General features: G+C 45.6%; 21 protein-coding genes. 17 read left to right on the top strand and 4 right to left on the bottom strand.

All coding sequences use genetic code 11. From position 1 onward, the window contains the following. The first annotated feature begins 75 nt into the window (after nt 1–75). The 6 genes from dnaG to CXF70_RS17505 all read left to right on the top strand — a co-directional run bounded on the left by dnaG (nt 76) and on the right by CXF70_RS17505 (nt 6,751). Nucleotides 76–1,869, top strand: coding sequence for a DNA primase (gene dnaG, locus CXF70_RS17530; RefSeq protein ID WP_101803790.1), 1,794 nt, complete (start codon nt 76–78; stop codon nt 1,867–1,869). A 31-nt stretch (nt 1,870–1,900) separates the two neighbouring features. Next, complete coding sequence (rpoD, locus tag CXF70_RS17525; RefSeq protein ID WP_084246133.1) at nt 1,901–3,055, top strand: RNA polymerase sigma factor RpoD; 1,155 nt, start codon at nt 1,901–1,903, stop codon at nt 3,053–3,055. 156 nt (nt 3,056–3,211) lie between these two features. After that, nucleotides 3,212–4,351: an acyl-CoA dehydrogenase family protein gene (locus CXF70_RS17520; protein WP_084246129.1), complete on the top strand. Its 1,140-nt coding sequence runs from the start codon at nt 3,212–3,214 to the stop codon at nt 4,349–4,351. Nucleotides 4,352–4,478: 127 nt separating this feature from the next. After that, nucleotides 4,479–4,880: a cytochrome c550 gene (cccA, locus tag CXF70_RS17515; protein WP_101803712.1), complete on the top strand. Its 402-nt coding sequence runs from the start codon at nt 4,479–4,481 to the stop codon at nt 4,878–4,880. Nucleotides 4,881–4,941: 61 nt separating this feature from the next. Then, complete coding sequence (locus CXF70_RS17510; protein ID WP_101803711.1) at nt 4,942–5,655, top strand: tRNA (adenine(22)-N(1))-methyltransferase; 714 nt, start codon at nt 4,942–4,944, stop codon at nt 5,653–5,655. Next, nucleotides 5,642–6,751, top strand: a complete 1,110-nt coding sequence (locus CXF70_RS17505; RefSeq protein WP_084246815.1) for a Nif3-like dinuclear metal center hexameric protein — start codon at nt 5,642–5,644, stop codon at nt 6,749–6,751. The genes CXF70_RS17510 and CXF70_RS17505 overlap by 14 nt, the downstream gene beginning before the upstream one ends. Nucleotides 6,752–6,970: 219 nt before the next feature. Here CXF70_RS17505 and CXF70_RS17500 read toward each other — a convergent pair whose 3' ends face one another. Then, nucleotides 6,971–7,951 carry a 4-hydroxy-3-methylbut-2-enyl diphosphate reductase gene (locus CXF70_RS17500; protein WP_101803710.1) on the bottom strand — a complete coding sequence of 327 codons (981 nt, stop codon included), beginning with the start codon at nt 7,949–7,951 and terminating at the stop codon, nt 6,971–6,973. A gap of 130 nt (nt 7,952–8,081) precedes the next feature. Between CXF70_RS17500 and CXF70_RS17495 the strand changes: the two genes are divergently transcribed. The 5 genes from CXF70_RS17495 to CXF70_RS17475 all read left to right on the top strand — a co-directional run bounded on the left by CXF70_RS17495 (nt 8,082) and on the right by CXF70_RS17475 (nt 12,429). Then, the gene (locus tag CXF70_RS17495; protein WP_101803709.1) at nt 8,082–9,386 is read left to right on the top strand and encodes a DEAD/DEAH box helicase; all 1,305 of its coding nucleotides are present in this window, start codon (nt 8,082–8,084) and stop codon (nt 9,384–9,386) included. A 12-nt stretch (nt 9,387–9,398) separates the two neighbouring features. Next, nucleotides 9,399–10,292: a deoxyribonuclease IV gene (locus CXF70_RS17490; RefSeq protein WP_101803708.1), complete on the top strand. Its 894-nt coding sequence runs from the start codon at nt 9,399–9,401 to the stop codon at nt 10,290–10,292. A gap of 108 nt (nt 10,293–10,400) precedes the next feature. Then, nucleotides 10,401–11,165, top strand: coding sequence for a metal ABC transporter ATP-binding protein (locus CXF70_RS17485; protein ID WP_084246116.1), 765 nt, complete (start codon nt 10,401–10,403; stop codon nt 11,163–11,165). A gap of 2 nt (nt 11,166–11,167) precedes the next feature. Then, a complete protein-coding gene (locus CXF70_RS17480; protein WP_101803707.1) occupies nt 11,168–12,022 on the top strand; it encodes a metal ABC transporter permease in 855 nt (284 codons plus the stop codon). After that, nucleotides 12,019–12,429 (top strand): Fur family transcriptional regulator, encoded by a 411-nt coding sequence (locus CXF70_RS17475; protein WP_084246114.1) that lies wholly within the window; start codon nt 12,019–12,021, stop codon nt 12,427–12,429. The genes CXF70_RS17480 and CXF70_RS17475 overlap by 4 nt, the downstream gene beginning before the upstream one ends. A gap of 47 nt (nt 12,430–12,476) precedes the next feature. On the opposite strand, the gene CXF70_RS17470 is transcribed toward CXF70_RS17475, so the two are convergent. From CXF70_RS17470 to CXF70_RS17460, 3 genes are all read right to left on the bottom strand, one after another. Beyond that, on the bottom strand, nt 12,477–13,073 hold the full coding sequence (locus CXF70_RS17470) for a hypothetical protein (RefSeq protein WP_084246112.1): 597 nt from the start codon (nt 13,071–13,073) through the stop codon (nt 12,477–12,479). 12 nt (nt 13,074–13,085) lie between these two features. After that, entirely contained in the window at nt 13,086–14,207 is a 1,122-nt protein-coding gene (ispG, locus tag CXF70_RS17465; RefSeq protein WP_101803706.1) for a flavodoxin-dependent (E)-4-hydroxy-3-methylbut-2-enyl-diphosphate synthase, read from the bottom strand. Nucleotides 14,208–14,366: 159 nt separating this feature from the next. Next, nucleotides 14,367–14,882, bottom strand: a complete 516-nt coding sequence (locus CXF70_RS17460) for a DUF1189 family protein (RefSeq protein WP_233208677.1) — start codon at nt 14,880–14,882, stop codon at nt 14,367–14,369. A 162-nt stretch (nt 14,883–15,044) separates the two neighbouring features. Here CXF70_RS17460 and CXF70_RS17455 point away from each other — a divergent pair, with 162 nt between their 5' ends. From CXF70_RS17455 to pstC, 6 genes are all read left to right on the top strand, one after another. Further along, nucleotides 15,045–16,676, top strand: a complete 1,632-nt coding sequence (locus CXF70_RS17455) for a Na/Pi cotransporter family protein (protein WP_101803705.1) — start codon at nt 15,045–15,047, stop codon at nt 16,674–16,676. Nucleotides 16,677–16,862: 186 nt separating this feature from the next. Then, nucleotides 16,863–17,342 carry a DUF456 domain-containing protein gene (locus tag CXF70_RS17450; RefSeq protein ID WP_101803788.1) on the top strand — a complete coding sequence of 160 codons (480 nt, stop codon included), beginning with the start codon at nt 16,863–16,865 and terminating at the stop codon, nt 17,340–17,342. 110 nt (nt 17,343–17,452) lie between these two features. Further along, complete coding sequence (locus CXF70_RS17445) at nt 17,453–18,061, top strand: superoxide dismutase (RefSeq protein ID WP_084246106.1); 609 nt, start codon at nt 17,453–17,455, stop codon at nt 18,059–18,061. A gap of 113 nt (nt 18,062–18,174) precedes the next feature. Continuing rightward, nucleotides 18,175–20,382, top strand: coding sequence for a peptidoglycan D,D-transpeptidase FtsI family protein (locus tag CXF70_RS17440; protein WP_101803704.1), 2,208 nt, complete (start codon nt 18,175–18,177; stop codon nt 20,380–20,382). Between the two features lie 162 nt (nt 20,383–20,544). Further along, entirely contained in the window at nt 20,545–21,498 is a 954-nt protein-coding gene (locus CXF70_RS17435) for a PstS family phosphate ABC transporter substrate-binding protein (protein WP_101803703.1), read from the top strand. Between the two features lie 68 nt (nt 21,499–21,566). Next, nucleotides 21,567–22,493 (top strand): phosphate ABC transporter permease subunit PstC, encoded by a 927-nt coding sequence (gene pstC / locus CXF70_RS17430; RefSeq protein ID WP_101803702.1) that lies wholly within the window; start codon nt 21,567–21,569, stop codon nt 22,491–22,493.

Here is a 22,493-nt window from a genome sequence, read left to right as displayed (position 1 = left end):
TTTTATAGAAACATGAAGGAGTTTGCCGCTGTATCTCGAATTAAGTATGTTAAGCAAAAAAAGATGGTGATGAATGTGTCCAGTCGGGTACCAGAAGAAGTGATTGAACAAATCCGCTCTTCTGCGGATATTGTGGATGTAGTCGGTGAGTATGTCCAATTGACCAAAAGGGGCAGGAACTGGTTTGGGTTATGCCCATTCCATGGTGAGAGCACCCCGTCGTTTTCCGTTACATCCGATAAACAGATATTCCACTGTTTCGGCTGCGGCGCAGGCGGCAATGTTATAACATTCCTGATGGATATCGAAAACCTGTCTTTTCAGGAAGCTTTATCGAGACTGGGTCAGCGGACAGGGCATGAGATAGAAATCAGAGCATCCTCCACGTCAGCGGACGCTCCGTCAAAAGCCGATAACCGGCTGGTGGATATGCATGAGTTTGCAGCTGATATGTATCATCATATTCTGTTGAATACAGAAGAAGGGCAGGCGGCGCTTGATTATCTCGAAAACCGGGGATTCACCCGCGAGATGATCGAGAAATACCGGATCGGCTGGTCATTGCCGGAATGGAATTATATATCGTCTGCTTTGCAGAAAAAAGGGTATACAGAAGAAGAGTTGACTTCGAGCGGACTGGCGATTGCGCGTGAACAGTCGGATGGCTTTTTCGATCGCTTCCGCGGCCGCATCATGTTCCCGATCATGAATGAAACCGGTAAGACCATAGCGTTTTCCGGCAGAATCATGGAAAACACGAAACAGGAAGCCAAATATATGAACAGCCCGGAATCGCCTGTATTCCAAAAAAGCCAGGTCCTCTACAATTTTCACTTGGCAAGAGGGTCGATCCGAAAGAACAGGAAAATAGTTCTTTTCGAAGGATTCATGGACGTCATAGCGGCCGGAAAAGCGGGAGTCGATAATGCACTTGCGACGATGGGTACGTCCCTGACCGCCCAGCACATCCGGATCATGAAACGTTTCGCACAGGAAGTCGTCATATGTTTTGATGGCGATGACGCCGGATGGGAAGCTGCGAAACGTGCTGCTATTGCGTTGAATGAGGAAAAGTTCAAAGTGGAAGTTGCTGTATTGCCAGGAAAAATGGATCCGGATGATTATGTCCGTGAAAACGGCAGCGAAGCTTTTAAGGAACAGATCATCGGCAAACCGCATGCTTTCATAGCTTTTGCCATGATGCATGCCAGACGCCATAAAAATTTCCAATATGAAAATGATCTGCTCCAATATATCCAGGAAGTCCTGCAATTATTGGCGGGACGGTCAACACCACTGGAACGGGATCTTTATATTAAACAATTATCCACAGAAACAGGCTTGTCCCAGGAAGCAATTCTGCAGCATTACCGCAAACTGGAGAACAAGTCCGTTGAAAGGAACCGTCCTGAAGCACCTGCGCAGCCCGTGAGGCGTGAACCTAAAAAGGTCACTTCACTGCACCGGGCAGAACGGCTCTTGATGGCTCATGCGCTGGCAGACGCTTCTGTCATGGACAAACTCGCCCAGCAGGATGGAATTCCGTTCATCAGTGAGGAATTTCAGGCAATATACGTGCAATTGCTTGGATTTTATGAAGAATGGAATAAAGCGGATTTCCATAAATTTCTCGAAACGCTCCAGGATCCTGAACTTCGGAAACTGGTGATGGAGACCGCCCTTTCGGAACGGGACCCTGACCATCCTGAAGAAGAGATTTCCGATTGCCTGAAACATCTGGGCAAACATCGCATAGAGCAGGAAATTTCATTGAAGATACAGCAATCAAAAGAAGCGGAAAAACAGCATGATCTGAAGCGTGCTTTGCTTCTTGCCCAAGAAGTGATTGCTTTGCGAAAGTCGCTATAGTTTAATTCCGGTATTTAAAGGAGGAAGTCGAATGGCTGAAAAGTCTGATCGCCAAAATGAAGTTGAAGCAAGTAACGTACCATTGACTACTGAAGGTCCGGAAGTGAGTGTCGAGGAAGCTAAGAAACAATTGATAGAGACCGGTAAAAAGAGCGGTGAACTCAATTACGAGCAGATCGCTGATAAATTAGCAGTATTCGAGATGGAATCCGACCAGGTGGAGGAATTCATCGATCAATTGGAAGGCCACGGCATTGAGCTGGAAAGAAAATCCGATGATGAAGAACATTTGGATCGCCTGATGAAACCTACCGAGGAAAAATTCGACCTGAATGATCTGAGTGTCCCTCCAGGCGTTAAGATCAACGACCCCGTCCGTATGTACCTGAAAGAAATCGGGCGTGTCGATCTCTTAAAAGCTGAAGAAGAAGTGCGTCTTGCAAAACTGATCGAGCAAGGTGATGAAGAAGCCAAGAAACGACTTGCTGAAGCGAACCTGCGTCTTGTCGTCAGTATTGCCAAGCGTTACGTCGGCCGCGGCATGCTGTTCCTGGACCTGATCCAGGAAGGGAATATGGGTCTGATCAAAGCAGTCGAAAAATTCGACTACTCTAAAGGATTCAAATTCAGTACCTATGCTACATGGTGGATTCGACAGGCCATTACGCGCGCGATTGCCGACCAGGCACGCACCATCCGGATTCCCGTCCATATGGTCGAAACCATCAATAAACTGATCCGTGTACAACGCCAATTGCTGCAGGATCTCGGCCGTGAGCCATCACCGGAGGAAATCGGTGAAGAAATGGATCTTCAACCGGAAAAAGTGCGTGAAATCCTGAAGATCGCTCAAGAACCCGTGTCACTCGAAACACCTATTGGTGAAGAAGATGATTCACATCTTGGAGACTTCATCGAAGACTCAGATGCCCAGTCGCCATCTGACCATGCTGCCTATGAACTATTGAAAGAACAGCTCGAAGATGTACTGGATACACTGACTGACCGTGAAGAAAATGTCCTGCGCCTGCGCTTCGGTCTTGATGACGGACGCACACGCACCCTTGAAGAAGTAGGAAAAGTGTTTGGCGTAACGCGTGAGCGTATCCGTCAAATCGAAGCGAAAGCACTTCGCAAGCTTCGCCATCCTTCAAGAAGCAAACGCTTGAAAGACTTTTTAGAATAAGCACAGCCGTTTCTCATGCATTTATGGGAAACGGTTTTTTATTTCGTTGAAATCGGTTGAAAAAGGAGCATTTTCACCTTATCTATTGAGTTTGACGGAATTTTAGCTATATAATGAATAATGTAAGCGTATTCAGATTAAAGGGGATGTAAAATAATGAATTTCGATTTGACGCAAGAACAACAGATGATCAAGAAAACGATGAAGGAATTTGCTGACAAAGTGGTTGCTCCGGGAGCAATCGACCGCGACAGAAGCAAGGAATTTCCGACAGAAATTTTCAAACAGCTTTCCGACATGGGGATGATGGGATTGCCGTTTGATGAAAAATACGGCGGCGCTGGAGCTGACACGACAAGTTTTGCAATTGTCACGGAAGAATTGAGCCGCGCTTGTGCTTCTACTGGGATCACTTATTCCGCTCATATTTCACTTGGCGGAGCACCACTTAATCTGTTCGGCACAGATGAACAGAAAGAGAAATACCTGGCTCCTATTTGTTCGGGAGAATCATTCGGCGCGTTCGGCTTAACAGAACCAAATGCCGGATCTGATGCTGGCGGAACTGAAACCCGTGCGATTGAAGACGGTGATGACTGGGTGATCAACGGGTCGAAAGTATATATTACGAATGCCAGCCATGCGAAGCACTTGGCGATTACAGCGATAACTGGAATGAATGACGGCAAGAAGGAAATCAGTGCTATCATTGTTCCGACAGATGCTGAAGGCTTTACTATCATCGATAACTACGAAAAAATGGGTCTTAATTCTTCAAACACAACCGAGCTGGTACTGGAGAATGTCCGAGTGCCAAAAGAAAACCTTCTGGGCAAACGCGGAGACGGTTTCAAGCAATTCCTTGTTACGCTTGACGGCGGACGTATTGGAATTGCAGCTATGGCTGTGGGCATCGCTCAGGCAGCGTTCAATAAGGCTTTAGCCTATTCAAAAGAGCGCAAGCAATTCGGCAAGACGCTTTCGGAATTCCAAATCACTCAATTTAAATTGGCTGATATGGCGATGAAGATTGAACTGGCACGCAATATGGTCTATAAAGCTGCATGGCTGAAAGACCAAGGCCGTCCATTTACGAAAGAAGCTTCCATGGCTAAACTTTACGCTTCAGAAATTTCGATGGAAGTTGCAGATGAAGCGATCCAGATCCACGGCGGTTACGGCTACATGAAAGAATATGAAGTGGAGCGCTATATGCGTGACGCTAAACTTCTTGAAATCGGTGAAGGTACTTCGGAAGTTCAGCGTATGGTAATTGCTAGACAAATCGGCTGTTAAATTACCGAATTTGTCACAAACAGTTAAAACTTCTCCGTTATGTCTTTCGGTTTCGGACAGAATACAGTACAATAATGAATGATACGAATACTATCATTTGCAGAACTTGAAGAGGGAGGGGTAACGGATGCAAAAAAATGCAATTGTACCTTATATCTTAATCATGGCTTTCGGAATCGGCTTAATTTTCTTCCTGTCATTGGAAGGCGTCGGCAACGAAGCTGAAATTGCTGAAGAAAATGCAGCTGAAGAAAATGGTGAAGGTGCAGCTACAGGCGAAGGCACTGGTGAAGGCGAAGAAACTGCAGACGCAGGGGAATTCGACCCGGAAGCTAAAGCGCAGGAAAGCTGTATTTCATGCCACGGCGGCAATTATGAAGGCGGAGTAGGGCCATCATTAGTAGCAACTGAAATGTCTCAGGAAGAAATCGAAGAAATCATTGCAAACGGTAAAGGCGGCATGCCAGGCGGACTGGTAGAAGCTGATAACATCCCAGCAATGGCTGAGTGGATTCTGTCACTCGAATAATAGCAAAAAACCCTTAGTTCTTCAGGAGCTAAGGGTTTTTCTGTCAAATGGAGGATTTTGGATGAATGCGCAACAATTATCGGAAAGATTGAAACGGGTGGCCGCCTATGTTCCTAAAAACGCAGTGCTGGCTGATATCGGCAGTGACCATGCTTACCTTCCGTGCTATCTGGCTTTAAAAGGCGACATCGAAAAAGGAATAGCCGGTGAAGTAGTTAAAGGCCCTTTTGAATCAGCAAGGAACCAAGTGCGCCAGGAAGGTCTGAGCGACCTTATCGAAGTCAGGCTGGCGAATGGACTGGCGGCAGTGGAGTCAGTTGATGGAGTAACTGCTGTGACAATAGCCGGCATGGGGGGGCCTTTGATCGCTTCCATATTGGAAGACGGCAAAGAGAAACTGTCAGGGGTCGAGCGTCTGATTCTCCAGCCGAATGTCCATGCCAAATCGATACGTGAATGGGCAGCTTTTAACGGATGGTCAATTATTGATGAAGAGATACTAAAGGAAAATGATAAGATTTACGAAATCCTTGTACTCGAACCTGTCTCATCACATGTGTCCTATAGTGAGCAGGAACTTCTGATGGGCCCATTCCTGATGAAAGAAAAATCTGCTGTGTTTATGGAGAAGTGGGACAGGGAAAGTTCCCAATGGAAACGGATCCTGCTGGCGATGGAATCAACTGAACAGACTGTTGAAATACTCGCGAAAAAACAGGAACTGATCCATAAAATTCAATTAACGGAAGAGGTGCTGCATGGTGAAAATACCTAATGGCCAGCAAATCATCGAAGAATTCGAAAAATGGTCTCCGAAATATCTGGCGATGGAAGGGGATCCAATCGGCCTCCACGTCGGTACGTTGAATAAAAAAGTTGAGCGTGTCCTGGTGACACTTGATGTCGATGAAGCGGTAGTGGATGAAGCGATCAGCAAAAAAGCTGAACTGATTATAGCGCACCATCCCCCGATATTCCGACCATTGAAAAATCTTCAGACAGATTTCCCGCAAGGCAGGCTGATGGAGAAACTTATCAAGCATGACATTGCCGTTTATGCTGCCCACACCAATCTGGACGTCGCTGATGGCGGAGTCAATGATCTCCTGGCGCAGGCGCTGGGACTAGAGAATACTGATATCCTCGTCCAGACTTATGAAGCCGAGTTGGTTAAAATCGCTGTTTTTGTGCCAGAAAGCCATGAAGATCAATTGCGGGATGCGCTGGGCAAGGCTGGCGCAGGGGCAATTGGCGATTACGAGCATTGCAGTTATACGCTGTCTGGCACAGGACGTTTCCGCCCGACTGCAGATGCTGATCCATATATCGGGGAATCAGGTAAAATGGAAGTGACTGAGGAGTCGAAAATTGAAGTGGTGGTACGTAAAGCGGATAAAGACCGTGTTATCCGGGCAATGATCGCCGCACATCCTTATGAAGAAGTTGCTTATGATGTCTTCACCCTTGAAAATAAAGAGCTGCCAATGGGCCTGGGAAGAGTGGGCACCTTATCGGAAGAAATGACTCTCCGCAATTTTGCTGAACTTGTGAAAGAGAAACTCGATGTCCCGTTTGCAAGAATGGTTGGCAATGGGGAGGACAAAGTGAAGAAAGTGGCGGTCCTTGGAGGCGATGGCAATAAATACATTTCGCAGGCCAAGCGTTCCGGAGCTGACGTCTATGTTACCGGTGATATGTATTTCCATACGGCACAGGATGCACAAGCCATCGGGTTGAATATCATCGATCCCGGCCATCATGTTGAGAAGGTGATGATCAGGGGAGTAGCCGAATATATGGCTAAGCACACAAAGTTGCAATGTGAATTTATAGCGTCCGAAGTGGATACGGAACCGTTTAGAATCATATGATAAAAAGCGCCATTTCTGCATATTGCAGAAATGGCGCTTTTGCTATTTAAATAACGACCTTATTGGAGCTGAGCGGCCGTTTCCGCTTTTCTATTGTCTAGACTCCAACGGCCAACTCCTCGAGTCGTAAGCCCCGCTGGCTATGCGGCTGAAAACATGCCGCTACGCCAGCGGGGCTTACGCTTGTCGGAGCTGAGCGGCCGTTTCCGCTTTTCTATATTATTCACCAACCGGATAAGGCTCAATGCGATCGGACGGTTTCGGGTGTTTGATCTTCGGCAGGATTTTATTCAATGGTACTGACCGCGTCAATTCATGGGTCGTAGGATCGGCTGGGTCGAATTTATCCAGGAAGTTCATGACTTCTTTTACGATCGGAGTCGGAGTTGACGCTCCAGCTGTCACACCAACAGTTTCAACACCTTCGAGCCATTCAAGTTTCAGCTCGGACAAATCGGAAATACGGTAAGCAGGTGTACCTGCGATGTCCTGTGATACTTGAGCCAAGCGATTCGAGTTATTGCTCATCGGGTCGCCGATTACGATCAGCAGATGAGCTTCTCCAGCCTGTTCGGCAACGGCTTCCTGACGAACCTGTGTGGCAAGGCAAATTTCCTTATGCACTTCAGAATGCGGGAATTTTTCAGATAGTCTTTCCATCATAGCTACAACATCCCATTGGCTCATTGTCGTTTGGTTGGTGATGATGATTTTGTCTGCTGTCAATTCCAGGTTGTTGACATCATCGACGTTTTCGACCAGGTGGACTAAATCAGGAGCGACGCCGATTGCGCCTTCCGGTTCCGGATGTCCGCTCTTGCCGATGTATACAATATGATAGCCTTCAGCTGTTTTTTCGCGGATCAGGTCATGTGTGACTGTAACATCCGGGCAGGTAGCATCGATCGATACAAGTCCTTTGCGGCGCGCCAGTTCACGAACTTGCGGAGATACACCGTGTGCTGTGAAAATGACGGTTCCGGACTCCACTTTTTCAAGGATCTCCAGACGGTTAGGGCCGTCAAGCGTGATGATGCCATCCTGTTCGAATGCATCGGTTACATGTTTATTATGGACGATCATTCCTAATATATAGATGGGACGCGGCAAAGTTTCGTCCATTGCGGCATTTTTCGCAATGACCATGGCATCCACCACTCCGTAGCAATATCCTCTAGGCGATATTTTCATTACTTTCATCTGGTACCGCTCCTTTCAACAATCAATACTTTCATTATAACGGAGACGGCACAGCTTTACAAAAGTTGCATCGCTTAAAATAGCTCATTTATGCTATAATATACGGAGCGTAAGGAGGGAATTAAATCCCATGACAAAATTCAACGAATACCAATTGAAACCATTCCTGTTAGAGGCAGTGGAAAAACTAGGTTTTACAGAACCGACAGCAATTCAGCAGCAGATTATGCCGCATATATTGAAAGGCAACAGTGCAATCGGCCAATCCCATACAGGGACAGGCAAGACGCACAGTTTCATCATTCCGATCGTCGAACGCATTGATGTGGAGCGGCAGGAAGTGCAGGAAGTGCAGGCAGTCATCGCTGCGCCGACGCGTGAACTTGGAACACAGATCTACAATGAAATCCTGCGTCTTACAGAAGGCTCAGGCATCGAAGTGAAATCATTTATCGGCGGAACTGATAAACAGCGTTCCATCAATAAACTGAAGACACAGCCGCATATCGTCATCGGTACGCCGGGAAGATTGAAGGATATGGTCAATGAACGTGCGTTATTCGTTCATACTGCAAAAATTCTTGTAGTGGATGAAGCGGATTTGGCGTTTGATATGGGCTTTATCGAAGAAATCGACCAAGTGGCAGGAAAAATGCAGGAAGACCTGGAGATGTATGTCTTTTCCGCCACAATTCCTGAAAAACTGAAACCCTTCCTGAAAAAATATATGGAATCGCCGATTCATGTAAACCTTGGAGACAAACGCCCTACAGCGGAAGGGCTTGATTTTTACCTTGTCCCTGTCCGCAGCAAAAAGAAAATGGAACGCCTGAAAGAAGTGATGGAAGTCATCAATCCATACCTGGCGATCATTTTCGTGAACACCCGCACCAACGCGGATTATGTGGCAGACCAATTGGCGAAAGACGGCATCAAAGTCGGACGTGTACACGGTGACCTTGCTCCCCGCGAGCGTGTCAAAATGATGAGGCAGATCCGCGATCTTGAGTATCAATACATCGTTGCCACAGACTTAGCGGCACGGGGCATTGACATCCAGGGTGTCAGCCATGTCATCAACTATGAATTGCCTGAAGACCTCGAATTCTTCATTCACCGTGTCGGCCGTACTGCCCGCGCAGGAATGAAAGGCTTGGCAATCACATTATTCAAACCTGAAGAAGATGACGCAATTGTACGCGTTGAAAAAATGGGCATTCCATTCCAGCAGAAAGACATCGTTAAAGGCGAGTTTGTGGACCTGAAAGAGCGCCACAGCAGAAAAACACGTGTCCGGACAACTAACGAAGCGGATGCAAAAGCTAAAACGATGGTCCATAAACCGAAATCGGTCAAACCGATGTACAAGAAAAAGATGAAGTGGAAAATGGACGAAATCAAAAAAGCGGAACGCAGAAAAAACCGCAAGAAATAAGGAGTCGAATCTATGTTACTCGGATCTCATGTATCGATGAGCGGCAAGAAAATGCTGCTTGCAGCAAGTGAAGAAGCAGCTTCCTACGGAGCGTCAACTTTCATGATCTATACCGGAGCACCACAGAATTCGCGGCGCAAACCGATTGAAGAACTGAATATAGAAGCGGGCAAGGCACACATGGAAGCTAACGGCCTATCCAATATTGTCGTGCATGCCCCTTATATCATCAATATCGCCAATACCCAAAAGCCGGAAACTTTCGCTCACGGCGTTGAATTTCTGCAAAAAGAAATTGAACGGACTGCGGCTCTTGGTGCAAAACAGATTGTTCTTCACCCCGGAGCACATGTTGGTGCAGGAACGGAAGCAGGAATTGCGAAAATTATCGAAGGCCTGAACGAAGTGCTGAGCCAGGATTATCCAGTGAACATTGCCCTGGAAACGATGGCGGGCAAAGGGACGGAATGCGGACGCAATTTCGAAGAAATCGCAGCAATCATCAATGGTGTCACTAATAATGAACGTCTTTCAGTCTGCTTTGATACGTGCCACACGCATGACGCCGGGTATAATATCAAAGAAGATTTTAACGGCGTCCTTGAACAGTTCGACCGCACTGTCGGAATTAAACGACTGCAAGTGCTTCATATCAATGACAGCAAAAACGTAAGAGGGGCAGCCAAAGACCGCCACGAAAATATCGGCTTTGGAGAAATCGGATTCGAAGCCCTGAACGGCATCGTTCACCACCGTGATTTGAAGGATATTCCTAAAATCCTGGAAACGCCGTATGTCGGTGCTGATGCCAAGAATAAAAAAGCGCCATATGCATTTGAAATCGAAATGTTCAAAGCGGGTGTCTTTTCACCAGGCGTAATAGAAGAAATGAAAGCTCCTCTTTAATAGAGGGGTTTTTTCTTTTAAGCTGTTTAGGTTTACATTGTTCTAATTGTGTCTTATACTTTTAAAATGTAAATCGTAATCATTCTTAATTAGAAAAGAGGCGGCATTATGGAAGCGCCATTGATTGAAATCAAAGACATCAGCTTCGAATATGAAGAAACGAAAGCGCTTGAGAACATCTCGATGAAAGTTGAGAAAGGGGATTTTCTAGCAATCCTTGGTCCTAACGGGTCAGGTAAATCCACTTTGCTGAAAATCATGCTCGGGCTGATAAAACCGACAAAAGGATCCATCAAATTGTTCGGGGTAGACTCTAAAAACTTCAAACATCGAGAATGGATCGGTTATGTTTCGCAAAAATCCAATTCATTCAATTCCGGATTTCCGGCTACTGTGGAAGAAGTGGTGGCAGGAGGTCTTGCTAAAAAAGCCGGTCTATTCCGGCGTCTGCCGAAAACGGTTGACGAAGATGTACTGGATGCATTGAAATCGGTTGGGATGGAGGCATTTCTCCACCGCAGCATCAGCGAACTGTCAGGTGGCCAGCAACAGCGTGTATTTATCGCCCGCGCTTTGGTGGCAAAACCTAAAATGCTCATTCTGGATGAGCCGACTGTCGGCATTGACCACCAGAACGTCCAGGCATTTTACGATATGCTGGCTGCACTGAACCGGGAGAAAGAAATTACGCTGGTTATGGTGACGCACGATGTAGATACGGTGACTGACCGGATCTCCCATGTTGCCTGTCTGAATCAGACTATCCATTTCCACGGGTTCAAAGAACAATTCCAAACTTTAAGTGATGAGGAACGGGCTTCCTGGTATGGACATTCTGTCCGCAAGATCCATCATGTGGGAGGCGCACATTGACCATGATTGATGCAATTTTTACTTATGAATTTTTACAGAATGCTTTTGGCGCCGGTTTGATCATCGGGGTCATTGCACCGCTGCTGGGAGTCTTCATCGTCGTGCGCCGGCTGTCATTGATCGCGGATGCCTTAAGCCACGTTACATTGGCTGGAATTGCCGGCAGCCTTTATTTAAGTCAGAGTGTCGTTGTTTTCTCGGCATTGAATCCGCTCTTTCTCGGGATTGCCGCTTCCGTCGGCGGTTCCGTTTTAATTGAACGTCTGCGGACACTCTACAAGCATTATGAGGAACTGGCCATTCCTATCATTCTTTCGGCAGGAATCGGTTTCGGCGCAATTTTCATCTCCTTGGCACAAGGATTTTCAAATGACCTTTTCGGCTACCTGTTCGGATCGGTTTCGGCTGTCAGCAGGGAAGACCTGCTGATTGTCGTCGCCATTGCAATAGTGGTTCTTACGTTTATCGTGATATTTTTCAAGGAACTGTTCGTTTTGTCGTTTGACAATGAGTACGCCAAGGCTTCCGGGTTGCCGGCAAAGTGGATCCATTTCATGTTCATGATTGTCACAGCGCTCGTCATTGCGGGTTCGATGCGTATTGTGGGAATCCTTTTGGTGTCATCACTCATGACAATTCCAGTGGCTGCGGCTATGCGTGTGTCAAAGAGCTTTAAGCAAACAATTACACTGTCCATCATCTTCGGTGAGGCATCGGTCATTGCCGGGCTGATCTCAGCGTTCTATTTTGATCTGGCGCCAGGTGGCACAATTGTCGTTACATCGATTTTATTATTATTGCTGGTCCTGATTTATAAAAAAATTGCTGTAAATGTAAAGAGAGGGGCGATCGCATGAATCTTGTCAAAGCGTGGGATATTCTGAAGGAAAATGGTTACAAGGAAACTTCAAAGCGCAACCAGATTTTGGAGTTGTTCGTGAATGACGACCGCTACCTGACTGCCCGTGACCTTCTGGATGTCATGCAAAAGGATTATCCGAGCATGAGCTATGATACGGTCTACCGTAATCTGGCGACTTTCGTCAGTCTTGGCATATTGGAAGAGACGGAATTGTCAGGGGAGCGGCATTTCCGCATGCACTGTGAAAGTGATTCCCATCATCATCATTTCATTTGCATGGACTGCGGCAAAATCAAAGAGATACCGGTTTGTCCGATGGATATGCTCGGTGCCGCGCTGCCAGCCTATGAAATCGATAACCATAAATTCGAAATCTACGGGAAATGCCCTGCTTGTAAATAATGATAAATATAAAAAGCCGATTGCTCTGAGAAGCAATCGGCTTTTTTCTATTTATTTTGAGTTGTTAATGCGCTTTGGATGCCGAATTCGTTATCCACCCATTGTTCCGCTTCGAGCCAGTTATAAACGCGAATAACCTTGTCGGGAATCGGATCCTGGTTATAAGGGGTGTTGAACAGAATAACCGGAATATCGAGCTCTTCACTGATTTCAACAGCGTTGTCATGTTTGTCCTCGAAAAAGAGGTCTACATTATGGCGTTTCGCTGCTGCAATCTTTTTGTGGGTGCCGATCAATTCTATGTGATCATAGGCGATGGCATGTTTTTTGAACCACTCGAACGTAATGTCCATTACATTCTCACCACGAGCAGAAATATAGAATAATTCATACTGCTCTTTCCACTGGTTCAGAATATTTTTAGCGTTTTCCGACACCGGGGAAGAAGCGTATATGGTTGACTCCGCTTCCCGGAACCAGGAATAGAATTCTCCAGGCTCCAAATGGGGAAGGGCGGATGTAAGGTCATACTCTTTTATATCATCCAAGGTCAACTCACTGTTGAATTGCTTGTTAATATGAGGGATCAGCGAAGTCGGTGAAGTCACTGTCCCATCTATATCGATTCCAAAACGGTATCTCATTGCATCACTACCTTAAACTTGTTGTTTTTCTGCTTCCGCTTTTTCTGCGGCTTGCTTTTCAAAATATTCCTGTGCAAGCTTGTCGATTTCAATCTTCAGTTCTTCCACCATAGTCTCTTCCGGTACTTTGCGGACAGTTTTGCCGTGCATGAACAGTAATCCTTCACCGCGTGCGCCGGCAATACCGATATCCGCTTCGCGAGCTTCTCCTGGTCCATTGACAGCACAGCCAAGAACTGCCACTTTAAGCGGAGCTTTAATATGGGAGATGTATTCCTCGACTTCATTGGCGATCGAGATCAAATCGATTTCGATGCGTCCGCATGTCGGACATGAAATCAATGTTGCAGCATTTGAAGAAAGGCCGAATACTTTAAGCATTTCGCGGGCTACTTTGACTTCTTCAACAGGATCAGCACTCAATGAAACACGAAGCGTGTTGCCGATGCCTTTGGCAAGCAATGCCCCAAGGCCTGCAGCCGACTTCACAGTACCAGAGAAGAGGGTGCCGGATTCAGTGATGCCCAAGTGGAGCGGGTAATTGAACGCCTGCGAAGCTTTTTCATATGCTTCAATAGCAAGGCTCACATCTGATGCTTTTAGTGACACGATGATGTCATGGAAATCAAGGTCCTCAAGGATCTTGATGTGGTGAAGCGCGCTTTCAACCATTCCGTCAGCAGTCGGATAACCGTATTTCTCAAGAATTTTTCTTTCCAGAGAACCTGCGTTGACTCCGATGCGGATCGGAATGCCTTTCGCTTTAGCCGCATTCACAACTGCTTCGACTTTTTCGCGTCGACCGATATTGCCTGGGTTGATCCGGATTTTATCAGCGCCTTGCTCGATGGCGATCAGCGCTAATTTATAGTCAAAATGGATGTCGACAACCAGAGGAATGTTAATGCGCTTTTTGATTTCGCCTATAGCGTAGGCTGCACGTTCGTCCGGACATGCTACCCGGACCACCTGGCAGCCTGCTTCCTCGAGGCGCAGAATCTCAGCGACTGTCGCTTCCACGTCATGTGTTTTTGTTGTAGCCATACTTTGGATGAAAAGTTCGTTGCTGCCGCCGATTGTGATGTCTCCAACTTTAACGGGGCGTGTTTTTGAACGGTGAATGATCTCACTCATCAATTATCTCTCCTTTTGGGATGCTCCGGCTAAAGCGCCGATCCCGGATTTCTTCTGCCGGATTGATGGAGGAAGCTATTTCCTCTCCGGTTCTAAGGGATGCCTATTGCTATTTTAGCAGTCACAGCTCGAAAAATACAAGAAAGAGCTTTACTGGCTTTATTTGCGCTGTGGAGGCATTTTGGGGTAATACTTCACTGCCATGTATAGGTAAACTAAAGTAAGCAGGGAAATCAGCAGCGGAAGCCATGCATTGTCAGTGAAAAAACCGATGCCAAAAGACAATATTGTCGGAATTGTGACGCTGAGTGCGGCTGTCCGCCACAGATGCCTATATTCTCCACGGCGCTTGCGGGCTTTGAGTATAACCATACCGAGCCACGCGAATAAACTGATCTTTATGAAATGGTATAGGGTTGTGGAAACAAATAAAAGAATAAATGCCAAAGGGTAAAGCAGCCATTCAATTTCTTCTATATAAACTAGCAAGCCTTCCAAATCTCCAGAAACATTATTAAGGCCAGTGATAAATTCGATGAAAGCCGCAATTGTCAGCATCAGGATAAACAGAAATATAAAACGCATAATTTTGCCTATCGGCAATATCCTGACGGCCGCCTGCTTTTTAGGTTCCATCAAACTGGCCTTCAGCAATTGATATATGTTCAAATTCATCTTCCTTTCTCACTTTAATCCTATCCTACCATGATATTTATCAGAAAAAATTTTGCTTTGTTACGGGAATGTAAATTTTTATTAAAGGTATTTACAATTCGCTATAGAACTATTCATAATAGACAAGGTGTCAATACGCTAATCTAGGAGTGATTGTTAATCGTGGAAATGAACTGGCAAGAAATACTCTTCACCTTTTTTGGTGGACTTGGTGTATTCCTTTTCTCCATTAAATATATGGGAGATGCTTTGCAGAAAGCGGCAGGGGATAAACTTCGGGATATATTGGATCGCTTTACAACGAATCCATTCATGGGGGTTCTGGTTGGTATAATAGTAACCATTCTCATTCAGTCCAGTTCAGGTACGACTGTAATCGTCGTCGGGCTGGTAAGTGCCGGGTTCATGACCCTGCGTCAGGCAATAGGTGTCATAATGGGGGCAAACATCGGTACGACTGTTACGGCCTTCATCATCGGACTTGATGTCGGTGCCTACTCTTTGCCGATTATGGCAGTAGGTGCTTTCCTGATCTTCTTCTTCAAGAAGAATAAAGTACAGAATATCGGACAGGTTATTTTCGGTTTCGGGGGCTTGTTCTTCGGTATGGAAACGATGAGTGGGGCTATGAAACCATTGCGCGAATTGCCTGCATTCATCGATATGACGGTTAACCTGAGTGAAATGCCTATTTTAGGTGTTGCAGTAGGAACAATTTTCACGCTTATTGTACAAAGTTCAAGTGGTACTGTGGCAATCCTGCAAGGACTGTATTCTGAAGGACTTGTCGATTTGAAAGCTGCCCTTCCTGTATTATTCGGCGATAATATCGGAACGACCATTACTGCTGTTCTTGCGGCGCTTGGCACGTCCGTTGCAGCACGCCGTGCAGCAGCTGTCCATGTACTGTTCAACGTGATAGGGTCTGTTATCTTCCTAATTCTGCTTGTTCCATTCACAGCCTATGTGGCTTGGCTTGGCAGTACATTAGGATTGGAACCGAAGATGGAGATAGCCTTTGCGCACGGAACTTTCAACATTGCAAATACGATAATCCAATTTCCGTTGATCGGCCTTTGGGCTTACCTGGTAACGAAAGTGATTCCTGGGGAAGAAGTGACCATCGAGTTCAAACCGAAGCATCTCGATATTCATTTCATCGAACAGTCACCTTCGATTGCGCTGGGGCAGGCTAAAGAGGAAATTCTTCGCATGGGTCAATATTCTGTGCAGGGGCTTCAGGAAACTTATGAATATCTAAAAACGAAAAGTTCAAAACATGCGGAAACCGGCTATCAGCTGGAAGATGCAATAAACAATCTCGACAGTAAAATCACTGATTATCTTGTATTGATTTCTGCAGAGTCGATCTCGGCTGCTGATTCAACACGCCATACCATGCTGATGGAAACTGTACGTGATATCGAACGGATCGGAGATCATTTCGAGAATATCATCGAATTGATCGATTATCAGGTTAATAATCGTGTGAATATCACAGAAGATGCAATGGAAGACTTAAGAGAAATGTTTACTTTGACCATTGCTACAGTCCAGAAATCTTTGGATGCACTTGATACGACAAGCCATGAACTTGCGCGTGAAGTTGCGGAGCAGGAAGATCTCATCGATAAGATGGAACGCAAATTCCGTAAAAAACATATCCTTCGCTTGAATGAAGGAGCATGTTCGGCACAGGCGGGCATCGTGTTCGTGGATATCGTCAGCAACCTTGAGCGGATTGGTGACCATTCAGTGAATATCGCTGAAGCCATCTTAGGCAACCGGGCTTAAAAAAACGGCTCCCTTTCATCTTTCTTTACATTTTAAAAAATGTAAGGCACGATGGAAGGGAGTTTTTTATATTATTTGAATGAAGTGTTTTAATAAGTTTGAGGAATCAAAATGAAGTCAGTTTATGCCTGTCAGAGAATTAAGGGCGCAAATAATTTTATTAAAGGGGGAATGGCTGTGGAAGCAATGGAAGTGATCGGCTGGATTGTGGTTCTGCTGTTTTTTGTCATCGGATTTATCGGTCTCGTGTATCCCGTCATACCGGCAGTTCTTTTTATCTTCGGTGGATTCATCATGTATGGCTTGTTCTTTGATTTTGCTGATCTGCCATGGTGGTTCTGGCTTATCCAGTTACTGTTCGTCGGGTTGCTTTTCAGCGCAGACGCCTTATCAAATGCCTATACGGTAAAACGGTTTGGCGGATCGAGAGCGGGATTCTGGGGGAGCATGCTCGGCCTGATTGTCGGTCCATTTGTAATCCCGATTATCGGGATCATCATCGGCCCATTTTTGGGTGCGATCGGTGTGGAACTCATCTTTAACCGGTCTAATTTCAAACAGGCATTCAGATCCGGTATAGGCTCTGTCGTCGGTTTTATTACTTCTGTATTTACAAAAGGCATCATTCAGCTGGTGATGGTGATACTGTTCTTTATATTGGTCTGATTCAGTCAAAGGTCTGATTAAATTGGATGTTCATGCATTTTAATTGTATCAACTTGTAAACTTTGATACGCTAGGAAAGTAGAACAATAGACTCAAGGAGGAATTTAATCATGGCTTATGAATTACCGGAACTACCTTACGCGTATGACGCACTGGAACCACACATCGACAAAGAGACGATGAATATTCACCACACGAAACACCATAATACTTATGTAACTAATGTAAACGCTGCCCTGGAAGGCCACGACGATCTTTCTTCAAAATCTGTAGAAGAATTGATTTCTGATTTGAACGCTGTTCCTGAAGATATCCGTACAGCTGTACGCAACAACGGCGGAGGACACGCAAACCATTCATTATTCTGGCAATTGTTGACTCCAAATGGCACTGGCGCTCCATCAGGTGCACTTGCGGAAGCAATCGACAGCAAGTTCGGAAGCTTTGACGAATTCAAAACGAAATTCGAAAATGCAGGAAAAACTCGCTTCGGTTCAGGCTGGGCTTGGCTGACTGTATCTAACGGAGAGTTGGAAGTAACTTCAACTGCTAACCAGGATTCTCCATTGATGGACGGCAAAACGCCGATTCTTGGAGTTGATGTCTGGGAACATGCTTACTACTTGAAATACCAGAACAAACGCCCTGACTATCTGGCTGCTTTCTGGAATGTAGTAAACTGGGACGAAGTATCAAAACGCTACGAAGCTGCAAAATAATATCCGATAAATGAAACCTGACACACACTTTTTCGTCTGAAAAAGTGTGTGTTTTTTATTGTTCGATGATATACTAGCTTTTGGATATTTCACCGGAAGGAGACCTTTACTAAATGACCCAACCCAATAAAAGGAGAGTAAGCCAGGCGAAGTCGAAGCTGAAATCCCATACCGTCTTTCGCATGAATGTCCTTTTCTTCTCCATTTTTCTGCTGTTCTCAATGCTGATCCTAAGACTTGGTTATCTGCAAATCGTTAAAGGCGAGGATTATGCGCGTGCACTTGCAAGAACGGAAGAAGTGCCTGTCAACACCAGTGTGCCAAGAGGCCGCATATTCGACAGCGAAGGCCGCGTCCTTGTTGACAACGATCCGGTCAGCGCCATTACATATACGGCAATGCAGACGACAAAGCGCTCTGAAATGCTGGATACCGCTAGAGAATTGGCGAAACTGATTGAAAAAGATGATAAACGTGTTACCGAACGGGATAAACAGGATTTTTATATAATGCTGAATACTGAGGAAGCAACGGATAAAGTGACGGATGAAGAACGACAAGCCATCCAGAATGAAGAAATCACTGAAAAAGAAAAGCAGCGCAAGCTGGATGATTTAATCCGGGAAAAGATTACAGAAGAAGAGCTGGCCAGCCTTACAGCCGAAGATATTGAAACGCTTGCTATTTTCCGTGAGATGACTTCGGGTTACGCTCTATCTCCCCAAATCATTAAAAATGAAGGCGTGACACCGGAAGAGTTTGCCCGTGTATCTGAAAGACTGACTGACCCGAAATTAAAAGGCGTCAATACGATTACTGACTGGAAACGGGTAAAAACCAGCGATTTGACGATTCTCGGCAGCACCACAACGCCTGAACAAGGGATTCCTTCAAGCAGACTCGAGTATTATCTGGCCCGCGATTATTCACGCAATGACCGTGTCGGTACAAGTTTTCTCGAACAGGAATATGAACATGTTCTGCAGGGACAGAAATCGGTCGTCAAAAATATTACTGATGGCAGAGGCCGGGTTATTGATACGATTCCGGTAGATGAAGGAAAACCAGGCAAAGACTTGATGCTGACGATAGACAGCGAATTGCAGTCTTCCGTAGAAGATATAGTAGAAAAACATTTACGTCAATTAAAGGCAGGTCCAAATTCCCAGCTCGTCAAAGATGCTTATCTGGTCATGATGGATCCTCGTACGGGCGAAATCCTTTCCATGGTCGGCAAGCGGATTGACCGGGATGAAAACGGTAAGATGGTGATTCAGGATCATTCGTATGCTGCAGTCACCGCTGCCTATGCTTCAGGTTCCTCGGTGAAAGGCGCAACACTTTTGACAGGTTATGCGCAAGATGCAGTGGAAATGAACGAGTATCTGGTTGATGAACCTTTACAGATTAAGGACACACCACTTAAAAGGTCCATTTTCAATAAAACATTATTCAATAGAATACCGATGTCAGATCTTACAGCAATCGAACGTTCATCCAACGTTTATATGTTTAAAATAGCATTGGAAATAGCGAACGAGACTTATGCTTATAAAGAGCCGATTGATATTTCAGCCAGTTCTTTCGATACTATGAGAAATTCATTCGCACAGTTTGGTCTTGGCATCAAAACAGGCATTGACCTTCCTTTTGAAGGAACAGGTTATGATGGCGGTTCCAGTGATGGAAGTAAAATACTCGATTTTGCTATCGGCCAGTATGATACCTATACACCGATGCAATTGGCGCAATATATTTCGACAATTGCGAATGATGGATACCGAATGGAGCCGCATCTTGTCAAAGAGATACGAGGCGCATCGACAGACGGAAAGAACCTTGGTCCGGTAGAAACAGTGATCGAGCCGAAAATACTGAATCGCATCAGTAATACACAGGCGGAGATCGATCATTTGAAAAAGGGCATGCGAAATGTCTATATTGGAAACCAAGGATCAGCCAGATCCTATTTCAAGGATACAGACTATACTGCGGCCGGGAAAACCGGTACAGCAGAAGTTCAATTCTATGATGACAAAACAAGCCCTTACTATACGAAAGATTCAATAACGACGACTCATGTCGGTTTTGCACCATATGAAAATCCCGAAGTTGCTTACGCGGTGATGATTCCTTATATAACGACAAATACAAGTATTGTTCCGCCGACAAGCAATCTGATTGTGCGTGAAGCGCTTGATAAATACTTCGAACTTCGCGAAACCAAATCTGAAGAGTCGCCTTCAGTCATCAAAGCTCCATATTCAAATGAAGTGATTGAAGAAGGCGAAGAAGAACCGATAGATGCTGAAGAAGAATAAGGTTTGAAGCCCGCTCTGCCAAATAGGCAGAGCGGGTTTTTTTTATCTTTGATTTAAATTGCTTCACATTTACAATATCTTAACAATGGCTTTATATGTCCTCAACAATCGGTCGTTATAGTTAAGACTGTAAACAAAACAAACTATTTGGGGGCGTAACTGATGAAAAACTGGAAATTCAAAATGGCTTCAACAATCTTAGGTTCGACAATGTTGCTGGCAGCATGTGGAGGCGGCACTGAGGAAGGAAGCCAATCACAAGAGAACGGCTCAGCAACAGCCGGAGAAGTTGAAGGTTCAGTTATTGGTGATGGATCATCTACAGTAGCACCGATCATGGAGGGCATCGTTGAAGAATACGCTGGAGTACAACCAGGCGTTCAGGTAACAGTCGGTGTATCCGGAACAGGCGGCGGCTTTGAAAAATTCATACAAGGTGAAACGGACTTCTCCAATGCATCCCGTCCTATAAAAGAAGAAGAAGCAGCAGCCCTTGAAGAAGCGGGCATCGATTACACAGAACTGCTGTTAGCGTATGACGGCCTTTCGGTTGTCGTAAGCCAGGAAAACGACTGGGTCGAAGACCTGACAGTTGAAGACCTGAAAAAACTGTGGGTTGAAGACGGCACTACGAAAAAATGGTCTGACATCAATTCGGAATGGCCGGACGAAGAAGTGGTCTTCTACGCACCGGGTACGGCTTCAGGAACATTCGATTACTTCAATGAAGTAATCCTTGAAGACGAAGACATCGTCAGCGCAGCGACGCTTTCCGAAGATGACAACACATTGGTCCAGGGCATCCAGGCTGATCCGAATGCCATCGGATTCTTCGGTTACGCATACTACGTAGCGAACCAGGAAACTTTGAAAGTAGTGTCAATCGACGGAATAGAGCCGAATGATGAAACGATTGCGTCAGGTGAATACTCACCGTTATCACGTCCATTGTTCACTTATGCTAAAAACTCTTCAATGAGTGACAACGAAGCAGCATACGATTTCATGCAATATACAATTGAAAATGCCGGTGAAATGGCGGAAGCAGTCGGTTACGTGGCACTGCCTAAAGAAGAGTATGAAAAAGGTTTGGCAGATCTTGAAGCATTAAAATAATTTGAAGATAGTCCAGAATTCAGGTGAGCAGCCTTTGCTCACCTTTTGGGTGTGAAAGGGGTTTCGTCATGGGGCAATCTGTGCAGGAAATGATCGCGCAGTCGAAAGGCAAGAAAAATAAGAAATTCGTGGAAAAACTCATACCGATTCTATTGTTCCTGATTGCATCGGTATCCGTATTGACAACCATAGGGATCATGTTGACGTTAATCGTGGAAACAGTCACATTTTTTACAAGAGTAAGCATCAGTGAATTTATATTCGGCACCACATGGCTGCCTTTTTCAAACAAGTCTGCACAATTCGGCGTGTTGCCACTGATTGTCGGCACTTTGAAGGTCACTTTGATAGCTGTCATCGTCGCAGTGCCGATCGGTATTGCAGCCGCTATTTACTTGAGTGAATATGCAACTGACAATGTGCGGAGAGTGATAAAGCCGGTGCTGGAAGTATTGGCCGGCATTCCGACAATTGTTTACGGGTTCTTCGCTCTGACTTTTGTCACGCCGCTGCTTCAAAGCTTTTTTCCGGAAATAAAGATTTTCAACGCCATCTCACCAGGAATTGTCGTCGGGATCATGATCATTCCGATGATTGCATCGCTGTCGGAAGACGCCATGTCGTCCGTGCCGAAAAGCATCCGTGAAGGAGCACTTGCGATGGGCTCGACCAAATTCGAAGTGGCCATGAAAATCACAGTTCCGGCCGCAATTTCAGGCATCATCGCTTCCGTTGTGCTGGCAGTATCGCGCGCAATCGGAGAAACGATGATCGTTTCCCTCGCCGCCGGATCTACACCACAATTCGATGGTGACTTTACCGGATCCATTCAGACAATGACTGCATATATCGTCCAGGTATCAAAAGGCGATGCTGGTTACGGCACAACCATCTATTATTCAATTTACGCTGTCGGATTCACCCTGTTCATTTTCACGATGGTAATGAACATTATTGCCAACTACGTTTCCAAGCGTTTCAGAGAGGAGTATTGA

The sequence above is a fragment of the Planomicrobium sp. MB-3u-38 genome (assembly GCF_002836425.1).
In the GTDB taxonomy this organism is placed as follows: Bacteria; Bacillota; Bacilli; order Bacillales_A; family Planococcaceae; genus Planococcus; species Planococcus okeanokoites.
The sequence above is the reverse complement of the archived record's forward strand: the minus strand, read 5'-3'. Positions and strand labels throughout refer to the sequence as shown.